Raw genomic sequence first — 16,371 nt, forward strand, 5'->3', positions numbered from 1 at the left:
ATCGGGCCTGGCTATGGCTGGAGCCGTTTACTGTGCGTAGTAGCATGCGCTAGCGTCGCATCACGGATTCGCCGTGTTTGCTTGCTGTGCCTTGTTGAGGAGAGTGCTATGGCGCTGTTTATCAGCTACTCGAGCCAGGACAGGCTAACGGTGGACGCCCTCACGACCGCACTTCGGCGGGGCCAACAACAGGTTTGGTTCGACCAGGAGCTGGGCGGTGGCGACGCCTGGTGGAGCAAGATCCTCGAGCAGATCCGGTCGTGCGACGTGTTCATCGTCGCACTGTCAAGTAACTGGCTACAGTCCAAGCCCAGTCAGGCTGAGTTGCGCTATGCGCAGGCTTTGAAGCGGCCAATCCTTCCCGTTCGGATCGGTGCGGTCGACAGCATGCGCGTGAATCCCCTTGCCACGTTGCAGATCATCGACTACACGAACCCCACCGTTGACGCCGGCATTCAATTGGTGACCGCGGTGCACGCGCTGCGTGCCACCCCGGTGCCGTTACCGGACCCGCTGCCCGACGAGCCGCCGGTGCCTTTTGGCTATATCACGCGGTTGGGCAACACCCTGGCGGAAAAAGAACTCAGCCCCCAGCAGCAGATTCAACTGCTGGTCGAACTCAAGGCCGGACTTGCTGAGGACGGCGACGACCCCAGCGCCCGAAGCGATATCGGTCAACTCCTGCGCATGCTGCGCCTCCGACACGACGTGACCTATCGCACCCGAAACGAGATCGACCAAGTGTTGGCGTCCATCGAGTCAGCCGAAACGGCCGATGCCAAGGCGCAACCGCAGCCAGCAAAGACTGCCGACGAGGGCCCTACCCAACCCGGAGGCAGGTCGCAGCATGTTAGCGGCCCGGTGCCGTCGGCGCCTCACGCGCCGGCTGCCGGTGCCAGCGGTACCGCGTCCAACAAGCGGTTGTTGATTATCGGAGGGGCCGTCCTAGCCGCCGTTGTTGCGATCGTGGTGGCGGTTGTGTTCGTCACTCAAGGATCGTCCCCCAAGAAGCCGTCGACGTCGGCCAGCGCACATTCCGCACCGGCGGCACCGGTAGCTCCCGGTCGCCTGGAATCGATTCTTCTTCCGCCAAACGACGTCGCCGCCATTATGGGCGTCGCATCCATGGAAATCGCCAACCAGACCCAGCAGCTGCGCGCGCCCGCCGGGACTTTGTCAAACCTGGACTGCCTCGGCGCGTTCGAACCCATCCAAGACCCGATCTATGCGGGCAGCGGCGACAAAGGTGTGCGCGGCCAGCAGTTGCACGCGGCGGACAACACCCTCCGGGTCTACGAGGCCGCGGTTGGCTTTTCGAACGCCGAAAAGGCCAAGGCGTTCGTGGCGAAGCAAGCTGAGCAATGGAAGACGTGCGCCGGCCAAGCCGTGACGCTAACCACCGAACAGGGCCGAGAATTTCACTGGACGTTCGGTGACCTCACGGGGACTCCCCCCACGATTACTCAGGTTCGCATGCCCGGCGATCCCAGTCGGCCCTCCTGCCAACGCGTGCTGAGCGCGGTGTCCGACGTTGTCTTCGACGTCGAGGCGTGCGCTGTGAATGTCGCCGACCAAGGCAGCCAGATCGTCCAAAAGATGGCCGCCAACGTCAGGCAATAGCGCGGCCCCGCCCGCGCGCAACGGATCCATGACATGGAGCGGCCCCCGAGCATGCGCCTGGTTGGACAAGACCGGAAGCTCGGGGGCCGGGTGACTGCGGGGAATTCGCCAGCGCGTTGACGCCAGCTCTTCGGAAGCCAATGCAGCTAGCGCGCAGCCACCTCACATGTCCATGAAGCAATCAATTTCGCGGACCACCTCCTTCCTTGTGTACGGCCGACCGTACCCGCACTCCGGTCTGCCCACAACAGAATTTGACCGCCTCAGCGGTCGCTGACGATGGCGGCATCGACGAGTTCGACGAATGCTGCAGCCATTGGGGAGCGAAGCAGTCGTCGGCCGTCAAGGGTGTGCACGCGGGCGGCCAAGGTCATACTTGATATCAACCAGATCCCCTGTGCCCCATGGAGGTCGGCGATCCGCAACGCTCGGTAGTCACAGTCGTACCCCTTGGCGCGGGCCACCTCGAAGAGGGCCTGTTGGGTGGTACCACGCAGGATCGGATACCACGGCGGCGGCGTCAGCAGGCAGAGGTTATCGTCCGTCCCGCCTTCGGAATTCGTGGCGATCACCACCGTCGAGCGCGGGCCTTCCAGGATGTAGCCGTCCGAGCTAACGAAAATAACGTCACCGGCGTCCTGCCGGGCGGCGTGCCGCAGGGCAGCCATGTTCACTGCGTACGACAGTGTTTTGGCGCTGGCCAGCAGCCAAGGCGTGGCGCCGGCACCGGTGGCAGGCAGCCCGCGGTCCAACGTGACGGCCGCTAACCCATCGCGCCGCACCGACGCCACCCGGCTGGGGAGAGGGTTAACCATCACGTAGGTCGTCGGCGCTGAGCCGGTCTCCCGGCCACGGCTGTAGATCAACCGCAGCGCGCCTTCGTCAGCGGTAGTCGCGGTCCATCGTTGTGCGGCCACGTCGATCGCATGCCGCCAGCGCGGCAGGTCCGGCTCGGGTAGATCCATTAATTGCGCCGACTGGGTGAGCCGCTGCAGATGCGGCTCGACCAGACAGGCCCTGCCGTCGCGGACCAGCAGCGTCTCAAAGACGCCGTCACCGCGAACGGCGGCGAGGTCGTCGGCGTGCAACAGCGGCGTCCCCGGCGTATGGATCTGGCCGTCCAACGTGACGATCACACCCGACATGAAAAAGGAGCCTAAATGGCCCGCGCCGCGAACGCGCGGCTGGACGCACGTTCGTCGACCAATGTGCGGCTGGCTTCACGCTCGCCGGCCGGTCCGTAGAGTTGACGTGTGAACCGCGCCGGCGACGATGCAAAGCGAAGCGATGAGGAGGAGCGGCGCACGTGACTGCAGTCCCTGCACCCGATCTCGGACCCGACGCGGGCGCGATCTGGCACTTCGGCGATCCGCTGGGCGAACAGCGGGCGGCCGAAACCGATGCTGTGCTGATAGACCGCTCACACCGAGCGGTACTCACGTTGACCGGTAGCGACCGGCAGACGTGGCTGCACAACATCTCCACCCAACATGTCAGCGAACTCCCCGACGGTGCCAGCACGCAGAATCTCAGCCTTGACGGCCAAGGCCGGGTTGAGGACCACTGGATCCAGACCGAGCTGGCGGGCACCACTTATCTCGATACCGAACCCTGGCGGGGTGAGCCACTGCTGGAGTACCTGCGCAAGATGGTGTTCTGGTCCGAGGTAACCCCGGGCAGCGCCGAGATGGCCGTGCTGTCGCTGCTGGGTCCGCGACTGACGGAGCAGGCGGTGCTCGATGCGCTTCACCTGGATGCGCTGCCCGCCGAGCCGACGGCGGTTCCGCTGGCTGGCGGGGGCTTCGTGCGCCGGATGCGCGGCACCGCTGCCGACCACATCGAACTGGACCTGCTGGTACCGCGACGTGAGTCGGCCGACTGGCAGCGCCGGCTGGCGGGAGCGGGCGTCCGGCAGGCCGGGGTGTGGGCCTATGAAGCCCACCGCGTGGCAGCACTGCGCCCGCGGCTCGGCGTCGACACCGATCAGCGCACCATCCCGCACGAAGTGGGTTGGATCGGTGGTCCCGGCGAAGGTGCCGTCCATCTGGACAAAGGCTGCTATCGCGGCCAAGAGACCGTCGCACGGGTGCACAACTTGGGTAAACCGCCTCGGATGCTGGTGTTGTTGCATCTGGACGGCTCGGTGGAACGGCCCTCGACGGGCGATGCGGTGCTGGCCAGCGGTCGCGCCGTCGGACGCCTCGGAACCGTCGTCGAGCATGTGGACCTGGGCCCGGTGGCGCTGGCGCTGCTGAAGCGCGGGCTGCCGGCCGACACCGAACTGGTTATCGGACCGGAAGACGCGGAAGGCGGGTCGGTCGCGGCGGTGATCGACGCCGACTCGCTGCCAGCCGCCGACGAGGTAGGCGCGGGACGACTGGCCGTCGAGCGGTTACGCGGGCGGTGAGCCAAGGACTACAGTTGAGGCGTCCGCCACAGCGGGGAGGGGGGCCGACGCGCTGCCGCACGGCACGGTAAGCTGTCGGCAGGACAATAACGACACTAAGAGATCGGAGCCGCCTACTCGTTAGGCCGCTCCGTTATTTCGCGAGGGGGTTCCCCCATGGGCCGCGGCCGTGCTAAGGCAAAGCAGACCAAGGTTGCTCGAGAACTTAAATACAGCTCCCCGCAGACCGACTTCCAGCGGCTTCAGCGCGAGCTATCAGGGACGGGTGCCGTCGACCCCGGCCGACTGGACGGAGACGACCGGTTGAGTGACGAGTCATGGGACGACGAGGACGCCTGGCGCCGCTAGCCTTATTGAGCGAGCTTTATTGAGTAGTGACCCGCTGCTAGAACTTCCAACTCCGTCGTGCCGATGCATTCCGCATCGGCACGTTGTTAGTTCGAGTTAGGCGTAGTTCCTTAGAATCTCGGGTGTTGCCCGACCAGTTTTGCCCGCGGGCCTTCTTTGCCACCTTTGCAGACGGTTCCCAGTACCCAGCAGTCCAAGTGCCGTGCGGTCAGTATGGCCAAGGCACGGTCGGTGTCTTCAGGCGCGACCACGGCGATCATGCCGACGCCCATGTTGAATGTCTTTTCCATCTCCTCACGCGCGACCCGTCCACGCTGAGCGATCATGGCGAAGACCGGTGCGGGTGTCCACGTGCCGCGGTCGACTTCGGCGACCAGCCCGTGCGGGATGACGCGTTGCAGATTGCCGGCCAGCCCGCCGCCGGTGACGTGGCAGAACGTGCGGACATGGGTTTCGGCGGCCAATGCCAGACAGTCTTTGGCGTAGATGCGGGTGGGCTCCAATAGCTCCTCACCCAGGGTGCGACCGAACTCCTCCACATAACCGGCCAGGTTCATCCGATCGATCTCCAGTAGGACCGCGCGGGCCAGCGAGTATCCGTTGGAATGCAGACCCGAAGACCCCAGCGCGATGATTACGTCACCGGGTTTGACACGGTCTGGCCCCAGAATGTCGTCGGCCTCTACAACACCGACACCGGTCGCCGAGATGTCGTAGTGGTCGGCTTCCATCAGACCGGGGTGTTCGGCGGTCTCGCCACCCAACAGCGCACAGCCCGCGAGCATGCACCCCTCGGCGATACCGCCGACGATCGCGCTCAGTCGTTCTGGCACCGTTCGGCCGACGGCAATGTAGTCCTGCAGCAACAGCGGCTCGGCGCCGCAGACCACCAGGTCGTCGACCACCATCGCCACCAGGTCGAGGCCAACGGTGTCGTGCTTGTCCATCGCCTGAGCGACTGCCAGCTTGGTACCAACACCGTCGGTGGAGGCCGCCAGCACCGGTTCGCGGTAGCCGCCCCGCAGAGCGAACAATCCAGCGAATCCGCCTAGTCCGCCGCGCACCTCGGGCCTGGTGGCCTTAACGGCCATCGGCTTGAACAACTCGACCGCGCGGTCACCGGCTTCAATGTCCACCCCTGCCGACGCATAGGTGATTCCGTGACTGCCCGGCTGGCTTCCGGGGCTATTTCCGGGATCCGTCATCGCGATAAAGGCTACCGGGCGTCGCGCACCGCCGGAATCAGGTACTGCACCTGGACGGTTTGCCCACCAAGCGCCACGTGCTGAAGGCTCTTACGTCTGGTCAGTTCCAAGCGCAATTTTCGTCCGCGCCGACTGGACTTCTGGTACTTCCTGGGCAACCAGATCGTCTAGCCCGGCTCCACGCGCCGCGTTGGCAAGCATGTGCTCGATGACGTTTTTGCCCAACGCGGTTTCACTGGGCAGCTCGATCGGGTACCTGCCATCGAAGCAGGCGGAACACAACCGCGAAGCAGGCTGCTCGGAAGCCGCAATCATGCCCGGCAGCGAGATGTAGCCCAGCGTGTCGGCGCCGATGCCATGCCGTACCGCCTCGAGCATCTCCTCCTCGTCTTCGACGACGTTAGCGATCAACTCGGCCGGCGATGGGAAGTCGATGCCGTAGAAGCAGGGCCACTTCACCGGCGGTGAAGCGATACGCACGTGCAGCTCGACGGCACCGGCCTCGCGCAGCATCCGCACCAGCGCGCGCTGGGTGTTCCCCCGCACAATCGAGTCATCGACAACAATCAGCCGCTTGCCGCGGATCACCTCTTTGAGCGGATTGAGCTTCAACCGGATACCGAGTTGGCGGATAGTTTGCGACGGCTGGATGAAGGTGCGTCCGACGTATGCGTTCTTCATCAGACCCTGCCCGTAAGGGATGCCGGACTCCTGCGCGTATCCCACCGCGGCGGGGGTGCCTGATTCCGGCACACCGATCACCAGGTCGGCCTCGACCGGGCATTCGCGGGCGAGTCGACGGCCGATCTCCACCCGGGTGCCGTGCACCGACCGGCCGGCCAGCGTGCTGTCGGGCCGCGCCAGGTAGACGTATTCGAAGACGCAACCCTTGGGCGTGGGGTTGGCGAAACGAGTGGACCGCACCCCGTCGGCGTCGATCGCCAGCAGCTCACCCGGTTCGATGTCGCGGACAAACGAGGCGCCGACGATGTCGAGCGCGGCCGTTTCAGAGGCCACCACCCAGCCGCGATCCAGTCGTCCGAGCGACAGCGGCCGTACCCCATACGGGTCCCGGCAGGCATAGAGGGTGTTTTCGTCCATGAATGTCAGGCAGAACGCGCCCCGCACGGTCGGCAGCAGCTCCAGTGCGGCCTGTTCCAGGGTCGAGTCGGCCGCACCGTGGGCTAGCAGCGCGCCCAGGATGTCGGAGTCCGTTGTCGCTGGGGCCGGGCAACGTTTTGCGATCAACCCCGCGTCGCGGGCGCGTGCGGCAAGCTCGGCGGTGTTGACCAGGTTTCCGTTGTGCCCCAACGCAACCCCGGTGCCGGCAGCGGTGTTGCGGAAGACAGGCTGGGCGTTCTCCCAGGTGGTGTCGCCGGTGGTGGAGTAGCGACAGTGCCCGATGGCAACGTGGCCCTCCATCGCCGCCAACGTCTGCTCATCGAAGACCTGGCTAACTAAGCCAAGGTCTTTGAAGACCAGCACCTGCGACCCATCAGCGACAGCGATCCCCGCAGCTTCCTGGCCGCGATGCTGCAACGCGTAGAGGCCGAAATAGGTGAGTTTGGCAACTTGTTCACCCGGGGCCCAAACCCCGAATACACCGCACTCTTCGCGGGGCGAGTTGAAGTCCTGCTCGGGTTGCTGGACGGTCACGATTTGGCGGCTCCCTGGGGCGCAGTTGGTGACGTAACGGAGTCTACGGCCAGCGCGGCCCGGTCGACGAATCTGTGGCGCGTGTCAGGTGCCGGGCAGCTACCCCGACAGCTAAACACACAGTTCAGCCAACTACGTACAGCTGAGATTAACTAATGGCAGCCACGCCTCGATGTCATGAGCACGCGAGCCGGACATGTGCAGCGCACCGGTCGCCGCCGCCTCCGCTAGCTGCATCAGCCCGGTAGCAACCAGCAGCCACGTCCGCGGATCGGTCTCGACGACGTTGGGTGGCGTTCCGCGGGTGTGGCTGGGCCCAGAAACACACTGCACCGCCACGTACGGCGGGATCCGGACCTCGACGCTGGCACCGGGCGCCAACGTCGCCAGGGTGCGCGCAGTGAGCCGAACCGCCGTAGCCACAACGTCCCGGTCGGGCGCCGGCCGGGTTTTGTCCTCCAGCCAGTCCGCGATGGCAAGGACGGCTTGCCGAGTCTTTGCCGGATCGGCTCTATCACGGGCGGCCATAGCCTAGGGTCTCAGAATCATGGAGCGTCGTCGTTGGGGGGCGCGGCCACCGTACAAGGCCATCGGCCTGGTATCGCTGATGGTGATGACGCTGATCGGCCTGGGCGTGTATGTGCAGTTTCGCGGGGACCTAACCCCGAAGACGAAGTTGACAGTGGTGGCTTCGCGGGCGGGTTTGGTGATAGCTCCCGGTTCGAAGGTCACCTACAACGGGGTAGAGATCGGCCGGGTGGCCAGCATCTCCGAGATCCAACCCGACGGCAACCCGGCGGCCAAATTCGTGCTGGAGGTGGATCCCAAGTACCTCGGGCTGATTCCAGGCAACGTCGTGGTCAATATCAAGGCGGCCACCGTGTTCGGTGGTAAGTACGTGTCGTTCACGTCGCCGCAGGCCGCGCCGCTGCCACCCATCACGCCATCCCAGGTGATTGACGCGACGTCGACCACCACGGAGACCAATACGTTATTCGAAACGTTGACAGCGATCATGGAGAAGGTTGATCCGGTCAAGCTGAACCTGACACTGAGCGCGGCCGCCGAGGCGCTGAGCAGGTTGGGCGACAAGATCGGTGCCGCGCTCATCGACGGCAACGTGCTCCTTGATGACGTGAACCCCCGGCTGCCCAAAATCCGGGCTGACAACCAGCGGCTGGCGGAGCTGGGTGACATTTACGCCAACGCCGCGCCGGACTTGTGGGATGCCCTCAGCCATGCGGTGACCACGGCGCGCACCATCAATCAGCAGCAACGCAATCTGGATGACGCGCTGTTGGCGGCGGTCGGGTTCGGCAACGTGGGCGGGGAGGCATTCGGACGGGGCGGGCCATACCTGGCACGTGGCGCCGCCGATCTGGTCACCTCCAGCCAGTTGCTCGACGAGTACAGCCCCGAGATCTTCTGCACCATCCGCAACTTCAACGAAGTCGCACCCAAGCTCCACAACGCGCTCGGCGATAATGGCTACGCGCTGGGGGCCCACGCTTCGGGCGCCATTGCCGGAGCACCCAACCCATACATCTATCCGGAGAACCTGCCCCGGACCAGCGCCAAGGGTGGCCCCGGCGGCAAACCGGGCTGTTGGCAAGCAATCACCCGAGAACTCTGGCCGGCTCCACTGCTCGTGGCGGACATCGGCATGAGTTTGGCCCCGTACAACCACTTCGAGCCCGGTTCACCGGTTGCGGTCGAATACGTGTGGGGCCGCCAATTGGGTGACAACACCATCAACCCGTGAGAAATTTGTATGCTGGGGCCGCCGGCTACGGCGACTCGGCGGCGTCGTCCCCGACCAGCTAGACTGGGTGTAGTGAAGCGAGAATTCTCGCGCTCGGAACTGAATTTGATATGGCACAGTTGCGACCGAAAGGTTGCTCGCAGGTAACTGCAGGCTACTAAATCTGCTGTCTTGCAAGAGGTGTCGACCAACCGGCACCATGGTCTGCGAGATCCCCCCGGTGCCGTGGTCAGGCTATTTCATTAGGCGGTGTTCGATGAGCAAGATTGTGTCGCGCGAAGACGATCGGCCCGTGCGACGCACCCTCGATCCCATCATAGTTACCCGGCAGGGAAAGGTTGCCCGCCTCGAGTCCAGTTTGACCCCGCACGAAGCACAGATCGAAGATCTGATCTTTCTGCGAAAGGCGTTGCACCGTGCCGACATTCCTTTCCTACTTATCCGCAACCACAAAAACCGGCCGGTTCTTGCCGTCAACATCGAGCTGCGCCCCGCGGTCGAACGCGCGCTCGTCACCGCGTGCGCCAGCGAACCTATGTACGCCAAGACAATTGATGAGCGCCGAGTTTCTCCCGTGTTGGTGGCCAAGGGTCAGTTATCGCAGTCGATCGATCCACGTATCGTACGGTTGTATCGACGACGGATTGCGCCGGGAGGATTTCGGTTCGGTCCGAGGTTCAGTGTCGAACTCCAGTTCTGGGCCTTCGAGGAGACCCTGATCCGCTGCCCGTTGGAAAACTCCCTGACCCGCAAGGTGCTGCCACGCAAAGAAATAACACCGGCCACCGTCAAGCTCTACGGGTACAAGTGGCAGACCATTGAGGGGATGTTCACCCCGCACGCAAGTGACGTCAGGTTTGACATCGATCTGGTGTTCTCGTGGGTCGACGGTAGCGATCCAGAATTTCGGGCACGTCGGGCGGCCCAAATGTCGCACCACGTAGTGGGAGAAGGCGACGACGCCGACGCGCGGATTCGACAGATCGACGAGTTGAAATATGCCCTGCGGTCGGTGAACATGTTTGCTCCGTGGATCCGGCGCATCTTCATCGCGACGGATTCAGCCCCGCCGGCATGGTTAGCCGATCACCCAATGATCACAATTGTCCCCGCGGAGGACCACTTTTCGGATAGGTCGGCGTTGCCTACCTACAACTCGCACGCCGTGGAAAGCCAACTGCATCGCATCCCCGACCTCAGCGAGCATTTCCTGTACTCCAATGACGACATGTTTTTCGGTCGCCCGCTTAAAGCAAGCATGTTCTTCTCCCCGGGTGGAGTGACCAGGTTCATCGAAGCCAAGACCCGTATCGGATTAGGTACTAACGATCCAACGCGCAGTGGCTTTGAGAATGCGGCCCGGGTTAACCGCCAGCTCCTCTTACAGCGATTCGGCCAACTGATCACGCGTCATCTGGAACACACCGCGGTCCCGCTGCGCAAGAGCGTGCTGATCGAGATGGAACGCGAATTCCCGGACGAATTCGCTCGGACCCAGGCAAGTGCGTTCCGGTCCGGCACCGATATCTCGGTTACCAATTCGCTCTACCACTACTACGCGCTGATGACTGGACGCGCCGTCCAACAAGAAAAAGCCAAAGTCCTGTACGTGGATACCACCTCGTATGCAGGCCTCGACTTACTTCCCGAGTTGCGGAAGCATCGCAACTACGACTTTTTCTGCCTCAACGACGGTAGTTTCCCCGAAGTCTCCGCGACCGAGCGTGCCGAACGGGTCGTCAGTTTCCTGGAACGCTACTTTCCAATACCGGCGCCCTGGGAAAAGGTCGCGACCGACGTCAATCGCCGGGACTTTGCGTCACCGACGGTGTCAGCACCATTGGTGGATGGGCAAACAGCGAATCCCGCCCAGACGGCTCGATAAACAGACCGCTTTCGGCGATATTGCGTCGCGCCTGCGCGGGAGAGACAAAGGTACCCACAGTGTTTCCGGTGCCAAGTGGAATCACCGAGTGCACCACAGTGTCTTGGTAGACGTGCACAAGGTTGCAACCCTGGGCGCCGTCTCGACCGCGCGTTCCCCCGGCGACAACTGTTAGATCTTGGGTGTAGCACGTGGCCGAGGCGACTGACACTGGAATTCCGACGAAGGTGGCATTCGTCGAGTAGTGCAGGTGCCCGGCCAAAATGGCACGAACATCGCTACCCTTGAGCACCCGCCCCAGCGAAGCTTGGTCGCGTAGTTCCACCGTGACGGCCATGTCTAAGACACTTGGAATCGGCGGATGGTGTAACGCCAAGATGGTGCCGTCCGGGGCCGGGATTGCCAACTCGTCGGCAAGCCAATCTAATTGTGATGCACTGATTTCGCCGTAATGCTGGCCCGGCACCGAGGTATCCAACGTGATGACCCGGAGTCCGTCGACTCTGCGCACGCGGTCCAGCGGTGCCATGGAGGGCGCCTCGTCCAGCAACAACGTGCGTAATGCGGCCCGATTGTCATGGTTGCCCATCACCCAGAAGAGTTCGGCATCCAGCTCGGCCGCGAACGGCTCAACCAGGCCTCGGAGCTTTCGGTATGCTTCCGGCTCGCCCTGATCGGCCAAATCGCCGGTAAAGATGATTGCGTCGGGACGCAGTCGGGAGCGCTTCAGCTGCTCGAGCAACTCGCCGAGCCGGCCGTCGGCGTCGACCGCCCCGTAGAGCGCGCCGTCCGAAACGAGATGTGTGTCGCTGATGTGCAAAAGGACGTAATCCGGCCGCGGATGCTCCGCGGCCCTAAGTCTGTGCACCGGAGGTGCCAACCCCTTCCATGATCAATTGGCTTTACACAAACGAAACATTCAGTGTAGCCGCTCCGACGAGCAACGACGTGCACTTGTGAGCCGCTCCGCCACGCTAGCCTCGATTTCCGAGGCCCACCTATCCGAAGAATCGCGGCAGCACCGCCTCGGACGTCGCACGCAGTTCGGCCAGGGACACGGTGAATTGACCCTGAACCTCGATCGAGTCCGAACCCTGATCGACGACGCCGATACGAATGGCTGGCAAACCCCGCGCCTCGCACATCGACCGAAACCGGCTCTCCTCGGTGCGTGGTACAGCCACCAGCACCCGGCCCGCTGATTCAGAAAAGAGAAATGTGAACGGACCTGTGCCTGATTGAAAATCTTCGGGAAGCACAATGCGGCAACCGGTTTCACCCGCCAACGCCGATTCCACGATGGCCTGAGCAAGGCCGCCTTCGGACAGGTCGTGCGCCGCCGATACCAGCCCATCGCGCGACGCCGAACTCAGCACCTCGGCCAGCAGCTTCTCGCGCGCCAGGTCCACCATCGGCGGCAACCCACCCAGATGGTCGGCGGTCACTTGCGCCCAGACCGACCCGTCGAACTCGTCGCGGGTCTCGCCCAACAGCATCAGGGTCTCCCCCGGTTCAACACCAAGCCCGGTCGGGATGCGCCGGCTCACGTCATCCAGCACGCCGAGCACCCCGACCACCGGTGTGGGCAAGATCGCCGCCGACCCGGTCTGGTTGTAAAAGCTGACGTTGCCACCGGTCACCGGAATCCCTAGGGCCGCACAGCCATCGGCCAGCCCCCGCACGGCCTGTGCGAACTGCCACATCACCCCGGGATCTTCGGGTGAACCGAAGTTAAGGCAGTTAGTCACCGCGACCGGGGTGGCACCGGTGACGGCCACGTTGCGGTATGCCTCGGCCAGCGCCAGTTGGGCACCAGCGTAGGGATCCAGCCGGGTGTAGCGTCCCGACGCGTCGGTCGACAATGCGATACCGCGACCGGTGGACTCGTCGATACGCAGCACACCGCCGTCGGCGTGCTCGGCCAGGACGGTGTTGCCGCGCACGTACCGGTCGTACTGCTCGGTGATGAAAGCCCGGCTGCACAGGTGCGGACTGCCCAGCAGCGCAAGCAAAGTCGCACACAGCTCGGCTCCAGTGACCGGTCGCGGCAATTCTTTCGATGAGTCCGCGTTCAAGGCGTCCTGTGATTCGGGGCGGGTGACGGGCCGCTGGTACACCGGGCCTTCGTGGGCCACGGTGCGCGGCGGCACGTCGACGACCGTCTCGCCGTGCCAGGTGATCTGCAGCCGGTCACCGTCGGTGACCTCACCGATCACCGTGGCCAGCACCTCCCACTTGCGGCAGACCGCCAGGAAGGCATCCACGTTCTCCGGTGCCACCACCGCACACATGCGCTCCTGCGACTCGCTGCAGAGCACCTCGGCGGGCGTCATATCCTTCGCCCGGAGCGGGACGGTGTCGAGTTGAATCACCATTCCGCCGTCCCCAGCTGATGCTAACTCCGAAGTAGCACAAGACAATCCGGCCCCTCCGAGATCCTGAATGCCGATCACCAACCCGCCCGCATACAGCTCCAGACAGCACTCGATGAGCACCTTCTCCATGAAGGGGTCGCCCACCTGAACCGACGGGAGTTTCTTACGAGCGGCGTCTTCGTCGCCATCAACACTGAAGGTGTCCGACGCCAGCACCGAGACCCCGCCGATACCGTCCAGGCCGGTGCGCGCGCCGAACAGAATGATCTTGTTACCCGCACCCGAGGCAAACGCCAAATGCAGGTCCTCCTGGCGCAATACCCCGACACACAACGCATTCACCAGCGGGTTGCCGGTGTAGCACGCGTCGAAGACGGTCTCGCCGCCGATGTTGGGCAAGCCCAGTGAGTTGCCGTAGCCGCCGATGCCGCGGACCACGCCGTCCAGCACGCGGCGGGTGTCGGGCGCATCGGCAGCACCGAACCGAAGCTGGTCCATCACGGCGACAGGTCGCGCGCCCATCGCCATGATGTCGCGCACGATGCCGCCGACGCCGGTCGCGGCCCCCTGGTAGGGCTCGACGTAGGAAGGGTGGTTATGCGATTCCACCTTGAAGGTGACGGCCCAGCCATCACCGATGTCGACCACACCGGCGTTTTCGCCGATACCGGCCAGCATTCCGGCACGCATCTCCTCGGTGGTGGTTTCACCAAAGTAGCGCAGGTGGACTTTGGAAGACTTGTACGAACAGTGCTCACTCCACATCACCGAATACATCGCCAGCTCGGTGTCCGTGGGCCGCCGGCCCAGAATTTCGCGAACTCGCTGGTACTCGTCGTCTTTGAGGCCCAGCTCGTGGAATGGTTGTGGCTGGTCGGGGGTGGCGGCGGCATGTTCAACGGTGTCAGTCACGTGGGTGCGCGTGCTCGTCACGGAGCCAGTCTAGAGTCCCACGCCCCTTGGCTCGCGCGCGAGACCCGCAGCAAAAACCAGATGACACTGCCCAGCGCGGTCCAGATAATGGGGCGATGTCTCGTCACTGGCCGCTGTTCGACCTGCGGATCACCACCCGGCGATTGCAGCTGCGGCTACCTACCGAAGAGCTGTGTGACCAGCTGATCGACACCGTTCTCGAGGGAGTGCACAACCCTGACCTGATGCCGTTTTCGATCCCCTGGACGCGAGCTCCTCGCGAGGAGGTGCCGTTCAACACACTCTCCTACCTTTGGCAGGAACTGGCCGGATTCAAACAAGATTGCTGGGCCCTGCCGCTTGCCGTTGTCATCGGTGGGAAAGCGGTCGGTATCCAGGCCCTCAACGCGAAGGACTTCCCGATCACTCGCGAAGTAGGGTCCGGATCGTGGCTCGGACTACCCCACCATGGCCAAGGCTATGGCTTCGAAATGCGTGCAGCTGCACTGTATTTCGCGTTTTCCGAGCTCGGCGCCCAGGTCGCGACCTCAGCGTCGTTCGTCGATAACCCAGCCTCGATCGCGGTCTCGCGTCGCAACGGCTACCAAGACAACGGCGTGGACCGCATGGCACGCGAGGGGACCCTGGCTGAACAGCTTCGGTTCCGGCTGACCCGCGACGATTGGCAGCGGCATCGCAGCGTCGAAGTGCAGGTGGAGGGTTTCGACGGCTGCCGAACGCTCTTTGGCCTGTAGTTGGTCGTCGAACGTTAGACCAGTTCAGCGGAAAGGAACGCCTGCAGCGCTGCGGAGTACGCGGCCACGTCGTGAGCACCCATTAATTCCCGCGCCGAGTGCATCGCAAGCTGGGCGGCACCGACATCGACGGTGGGAATACCGGTCCGAGCCGAAGCCAACGGCCCGATCGTCGAACCACAAGGCAGGTCGGCCCGGTGCTCGTAGCGTTGCAATCCGACCCCGGCTTGGTGGCAGGCCAACTCGAACGCCGCCGCCGTGCGCCCGTCGGTGGCATACCTCAGATTCGGGTGCACCTTGAGCACCGGCCCCGCGTTGACCTCAATGAGATGGCTGGGCTCATGACGCTCGGGGTAATTGGGGTGCGTGGCGTGTGCCATGTCGGCGGAAGCCAGCAGCGACGCAGGCAGCCGCCGCAGGTAGTCGTCCCGACCGCCGCCGGCGGCGAGCACAATACGTTCCAGGACGGTGCTCAGCAGGTTTGACTGCGCACCACGGTCCGAGGCCGAACCAACCTCTTCATGGTCGAAGAGCACCAACACGGGTAGGAACCCGCGCGGCTCGGCTGCCAGTAACGCCTCCATGCCCGCGTAGCAGCTGGCCTGGTTATCCAGCCGAGGTGCGCTGAGCAGGTTGGCGGCGGCGCCCATCACGGTCGACGGAGCCAGGTCATGAGTCATAAGGTCGGCGGCCAACACGTCGGCCGCGGCCACTCCGGCGCGCTCGGCGACGTACCCCATCAATGACCCCGCTTTGTCGCCAACACCCCATACCGCGTTGACGTGGCGCTGCGGATCCAAGGTGAGCGACTTACGGTCCTCGGCCAAATGGATGGCCAACTGCGGCACCCGCAGAATTGGATCGTCGATCCGGACGAGCCGGTCGGTGATCCCGGCGCCGTTACCCGCCGAGCGCACCGACAACCGTCCACAGACGCCTAGATCGCGATCCAGCCAGGAATTGAGCCAGGCTCCCCCATAGGGCTGCAGTGCGACCACCTGCCAGCCGGCGACCAGCCGATCCGGATGCTGCTTGACCCGCAGGTTGGGGCTGTCGGTGTGCGCGCCGACGATCCGGAATGCGCTGGCTGATGCGTCTCCATTCCAGGCGACCAGTGAACCGGCGCGGACGGTGAAGTATCGGCCCGGCTGGGGCGGCCAGGGGTCGGCTTCGTTGAGTTCGGTGTAACCGGCGCCGAGCAGTCGTGCGGCCACCGTGGCGCAGACATGAAATGGCGATGGGGAGGCGTCGATGAATTCGCAGAGGCCTGCGGCGCTGGCCGACATGCTCAACATCATGGCTGTTGGCCACCGCGGAGTTCGCGCGGGGCCAAAATGCGCGCTCCTCACTCGCGCCGATACCGACGCTCGCCGTCGCCACGCGGGGCCGGCAGAGTGCCTCCGGTTCCGCCACAACCCATACTCGCACCGTTGACGCCTACACGAA

Annotated in this window: 13 protein-coding genes; 6 read left to right on the plus strand and 7 right to left on the minus strand. The window is 64.0% G+C overall.

Annotated features, from left to right (window positions below; all coding sequences use genetic code 11):
• Positions 1 to 108 precede the first annotated feature (108 nt).
• Positions 109 to 1,620, plus strand: coding sequence for a sensor domain-containing protein (locus tag B586_RS16855; RefSeq protein ID WP_054879345.1), 1,512 nt, complete (start codon positions 109 to 111; stop codon positions 1,618 to 1,620).
• Between the two features lie 263 nt (positions 1,621 to 1,883).
• Here B586_RS16855 and B586_RS16860 read toward each other — a convergent pair whose 3' ends face one another.
• Complete coding sequence (locus B586_RS16860; RefSeq protein ID WP_047315256.1) at positions 1,884 to 2,756, minus strand: aminodeoxychorismate lyase; 873 nt, start codon at positions 2,754 to 2,756, stop codon at positions 1,884 to 1,886.
• Between the two features lie 170 nt (positions 2,757 to 2,926).
• Here B586_RS16860 and ygfZ point away from each other — a divergent pair, with 170 nt between their 5' ends.
• On the plus strand, positions 2,927 to 4,027 hold the full coding sequence (gene ygfZ, locus B586_RS16865) for a CAF17-like 4Fe-4S cluster assembly/insertion protein YgfZ (RefSeq protein WP_054879344.1): 1,101 nt from the start codon (positions 2,927 to 2,929) through the stop codon (positions 4,025 to 4,027).
• A gap of 156 nt (positions 4,028 to 4,183) precedes the next feature.
• Entirely contained in the window at positions 4,184 to 4,375 is a 192-nt protein-coding gene (locus B586_RS16870; RefSeq protein ID WP_054879343.1) for a DUF3073 domain-containing protein, read from the plus strand.
• Positions 4,376 to 4,485: 110 nt separating this feature from the next.
• On the opposite strand, the gene purM is transcribed toward B586_RS16870, so the two are convergent.
• The 3 genes from purM to B586_RS16885 all read right to left on the minus strand — a co-directional run bounded on the left by purM (position 4,486) and on the right by B586_RS16885 (position 7,764).
• A complete protein-coding gene (gene purM / locus B586_RS16875) occupies positions 4,486 to 5,580 on the minus strand; it encodes a phosphoribosylformylglycinamidine cyclo-ligase (protein WP_047315190.1) in 1,095 nt (364 codons plus the stop codon).
• A gap of 90 nt (positions 5,581 to 5,670) precedes the next feature.
• Complete coding sequence (purF, locus tag B586_RS16880; RefSeq protein WP_047315189.1) at positions 5,671 to 7,236, minus strand: amidophosphoribosyltransferase; 1,566 nt, start codon at positions 7,234 to 7,236, stop codon at positions 5,671 to 5,673.
• A 132-nt stretch (positions 7,237 to 7,368) separates the two neighbouring features.
• The gene (locus B586_RS16885) at positions 7,369 to 7,764 is read right to left on the minus strand and encodes a sterol carrier family protein (protein ID WP_054879342.1); all 396 of its coding nucleotides are present in this window, start codon (positions 7,762 to 7,764) and stop codon (positions 7,369 to 7,371) included.
• 19 nt (positions 7,765 to 7,783) lie between these two features.
• Between B586_RS16885 and B586_RS16890 the strand changes: the two genes are divergently transcribed.
• Complete coding sequence (locus B586_RS16890) at positions 7,784 to 8,998, plus strand: MCE family protein (RefSeq protein WP_054879341.1); 1,215 nt, start codon at positions 7,784 to 7,786, stop codon at positions 8,996 to 8,998.
• A 256-nt stretch (positions 8,999 to 9,254) separates the two neighbouring features.
• On the plus strand, positions 9,255 to 10,883 hold the full coding sequence (locus tag B586_RS16895) for a stealth family protein (protein WP_054880849.1): 1,629 nt from the start codon (positions 9,255 to 9,257) through the stop codon (positions 10,881 to 10,883).
• Here the strand turns inward: B586_RS16895 and B586_RS16900 are convergent.
• Together B586_RS16900 and purL are read right to left on the minus strand one after the other, a co-directional pair.
• Entirely contained in the window at positions 10,798 to 11,751 is a 954-nt protein-coding gene (locus B586_RS16900; protein ID WP_054879340.1) for a phosphodiesterase, read from the minus strand. The two genes, B586_RS16895 and B586_RS16900, sit on opposite strands and share 86 nt — an antisense overlap.
• A 130-nt stretch (positions 11,752 to 11,881) precedes the next feature.
• Complete coding sequence (gene purL / locus B586_RS16905; protein WP_054879339.1) at positions 11,882 to 14,170, minus strand: phosphoribosylformylglycinamidine synthase subunit PurL; 2,289 nt, start codon at positions 14,168 to 14,170, stop codon at positions 11,882 to 11,884.
• A 116-nt stretch (positions 14,171 to 14,286) separates the two neighbouring features.
• Here purL and B586_RS16910 point away from each other — a divergent pair, with 116 nt between their 5' ends.
• Positions 14,287 to 14,925, plus strand: coding sequence for an acetyl-/succinyl-CoA transferase (locus B586_RS16910; protein ID WP_054879338.1), 639 nt, complete (start codon positions 14,287 to 14,289; stop codon positions 14,923 to 14,925).
• Between the two features lie 14 nt (positions 14,926 to 14,939).
• Here the strand turns inward: B586_RS16910 and B586_RS16915 are convergent, their stop codons facing one another.
• Positions 14,940 to 16,211 carry a M18 family aminopeptidase gene (locus B586_RS16915; protein ID WP_054880848.1) on the minus strand — a complete coding sequence of 424 codons (1,272 nt, stop codon included), beginning with the start codon at positions 16,209 to 16,211 and terminating at the stop codon, positions 14,940 to 14,942.
• Between the last annotated feature and the right edge of the window lie 160 nt (positions 16,212 to 16,371).

The sequence above is a fragment of the Mycobacterium haemophilum DSM 44634 genome (genome assembly GCF_000340435.2).
Classification (GTDB): Bacteria; Actinomycetota; Actinomycetes; order Mycobacteriales; family Mycobacteriaceae; genus Mycobacterium; species Mycobacterium haemophilum.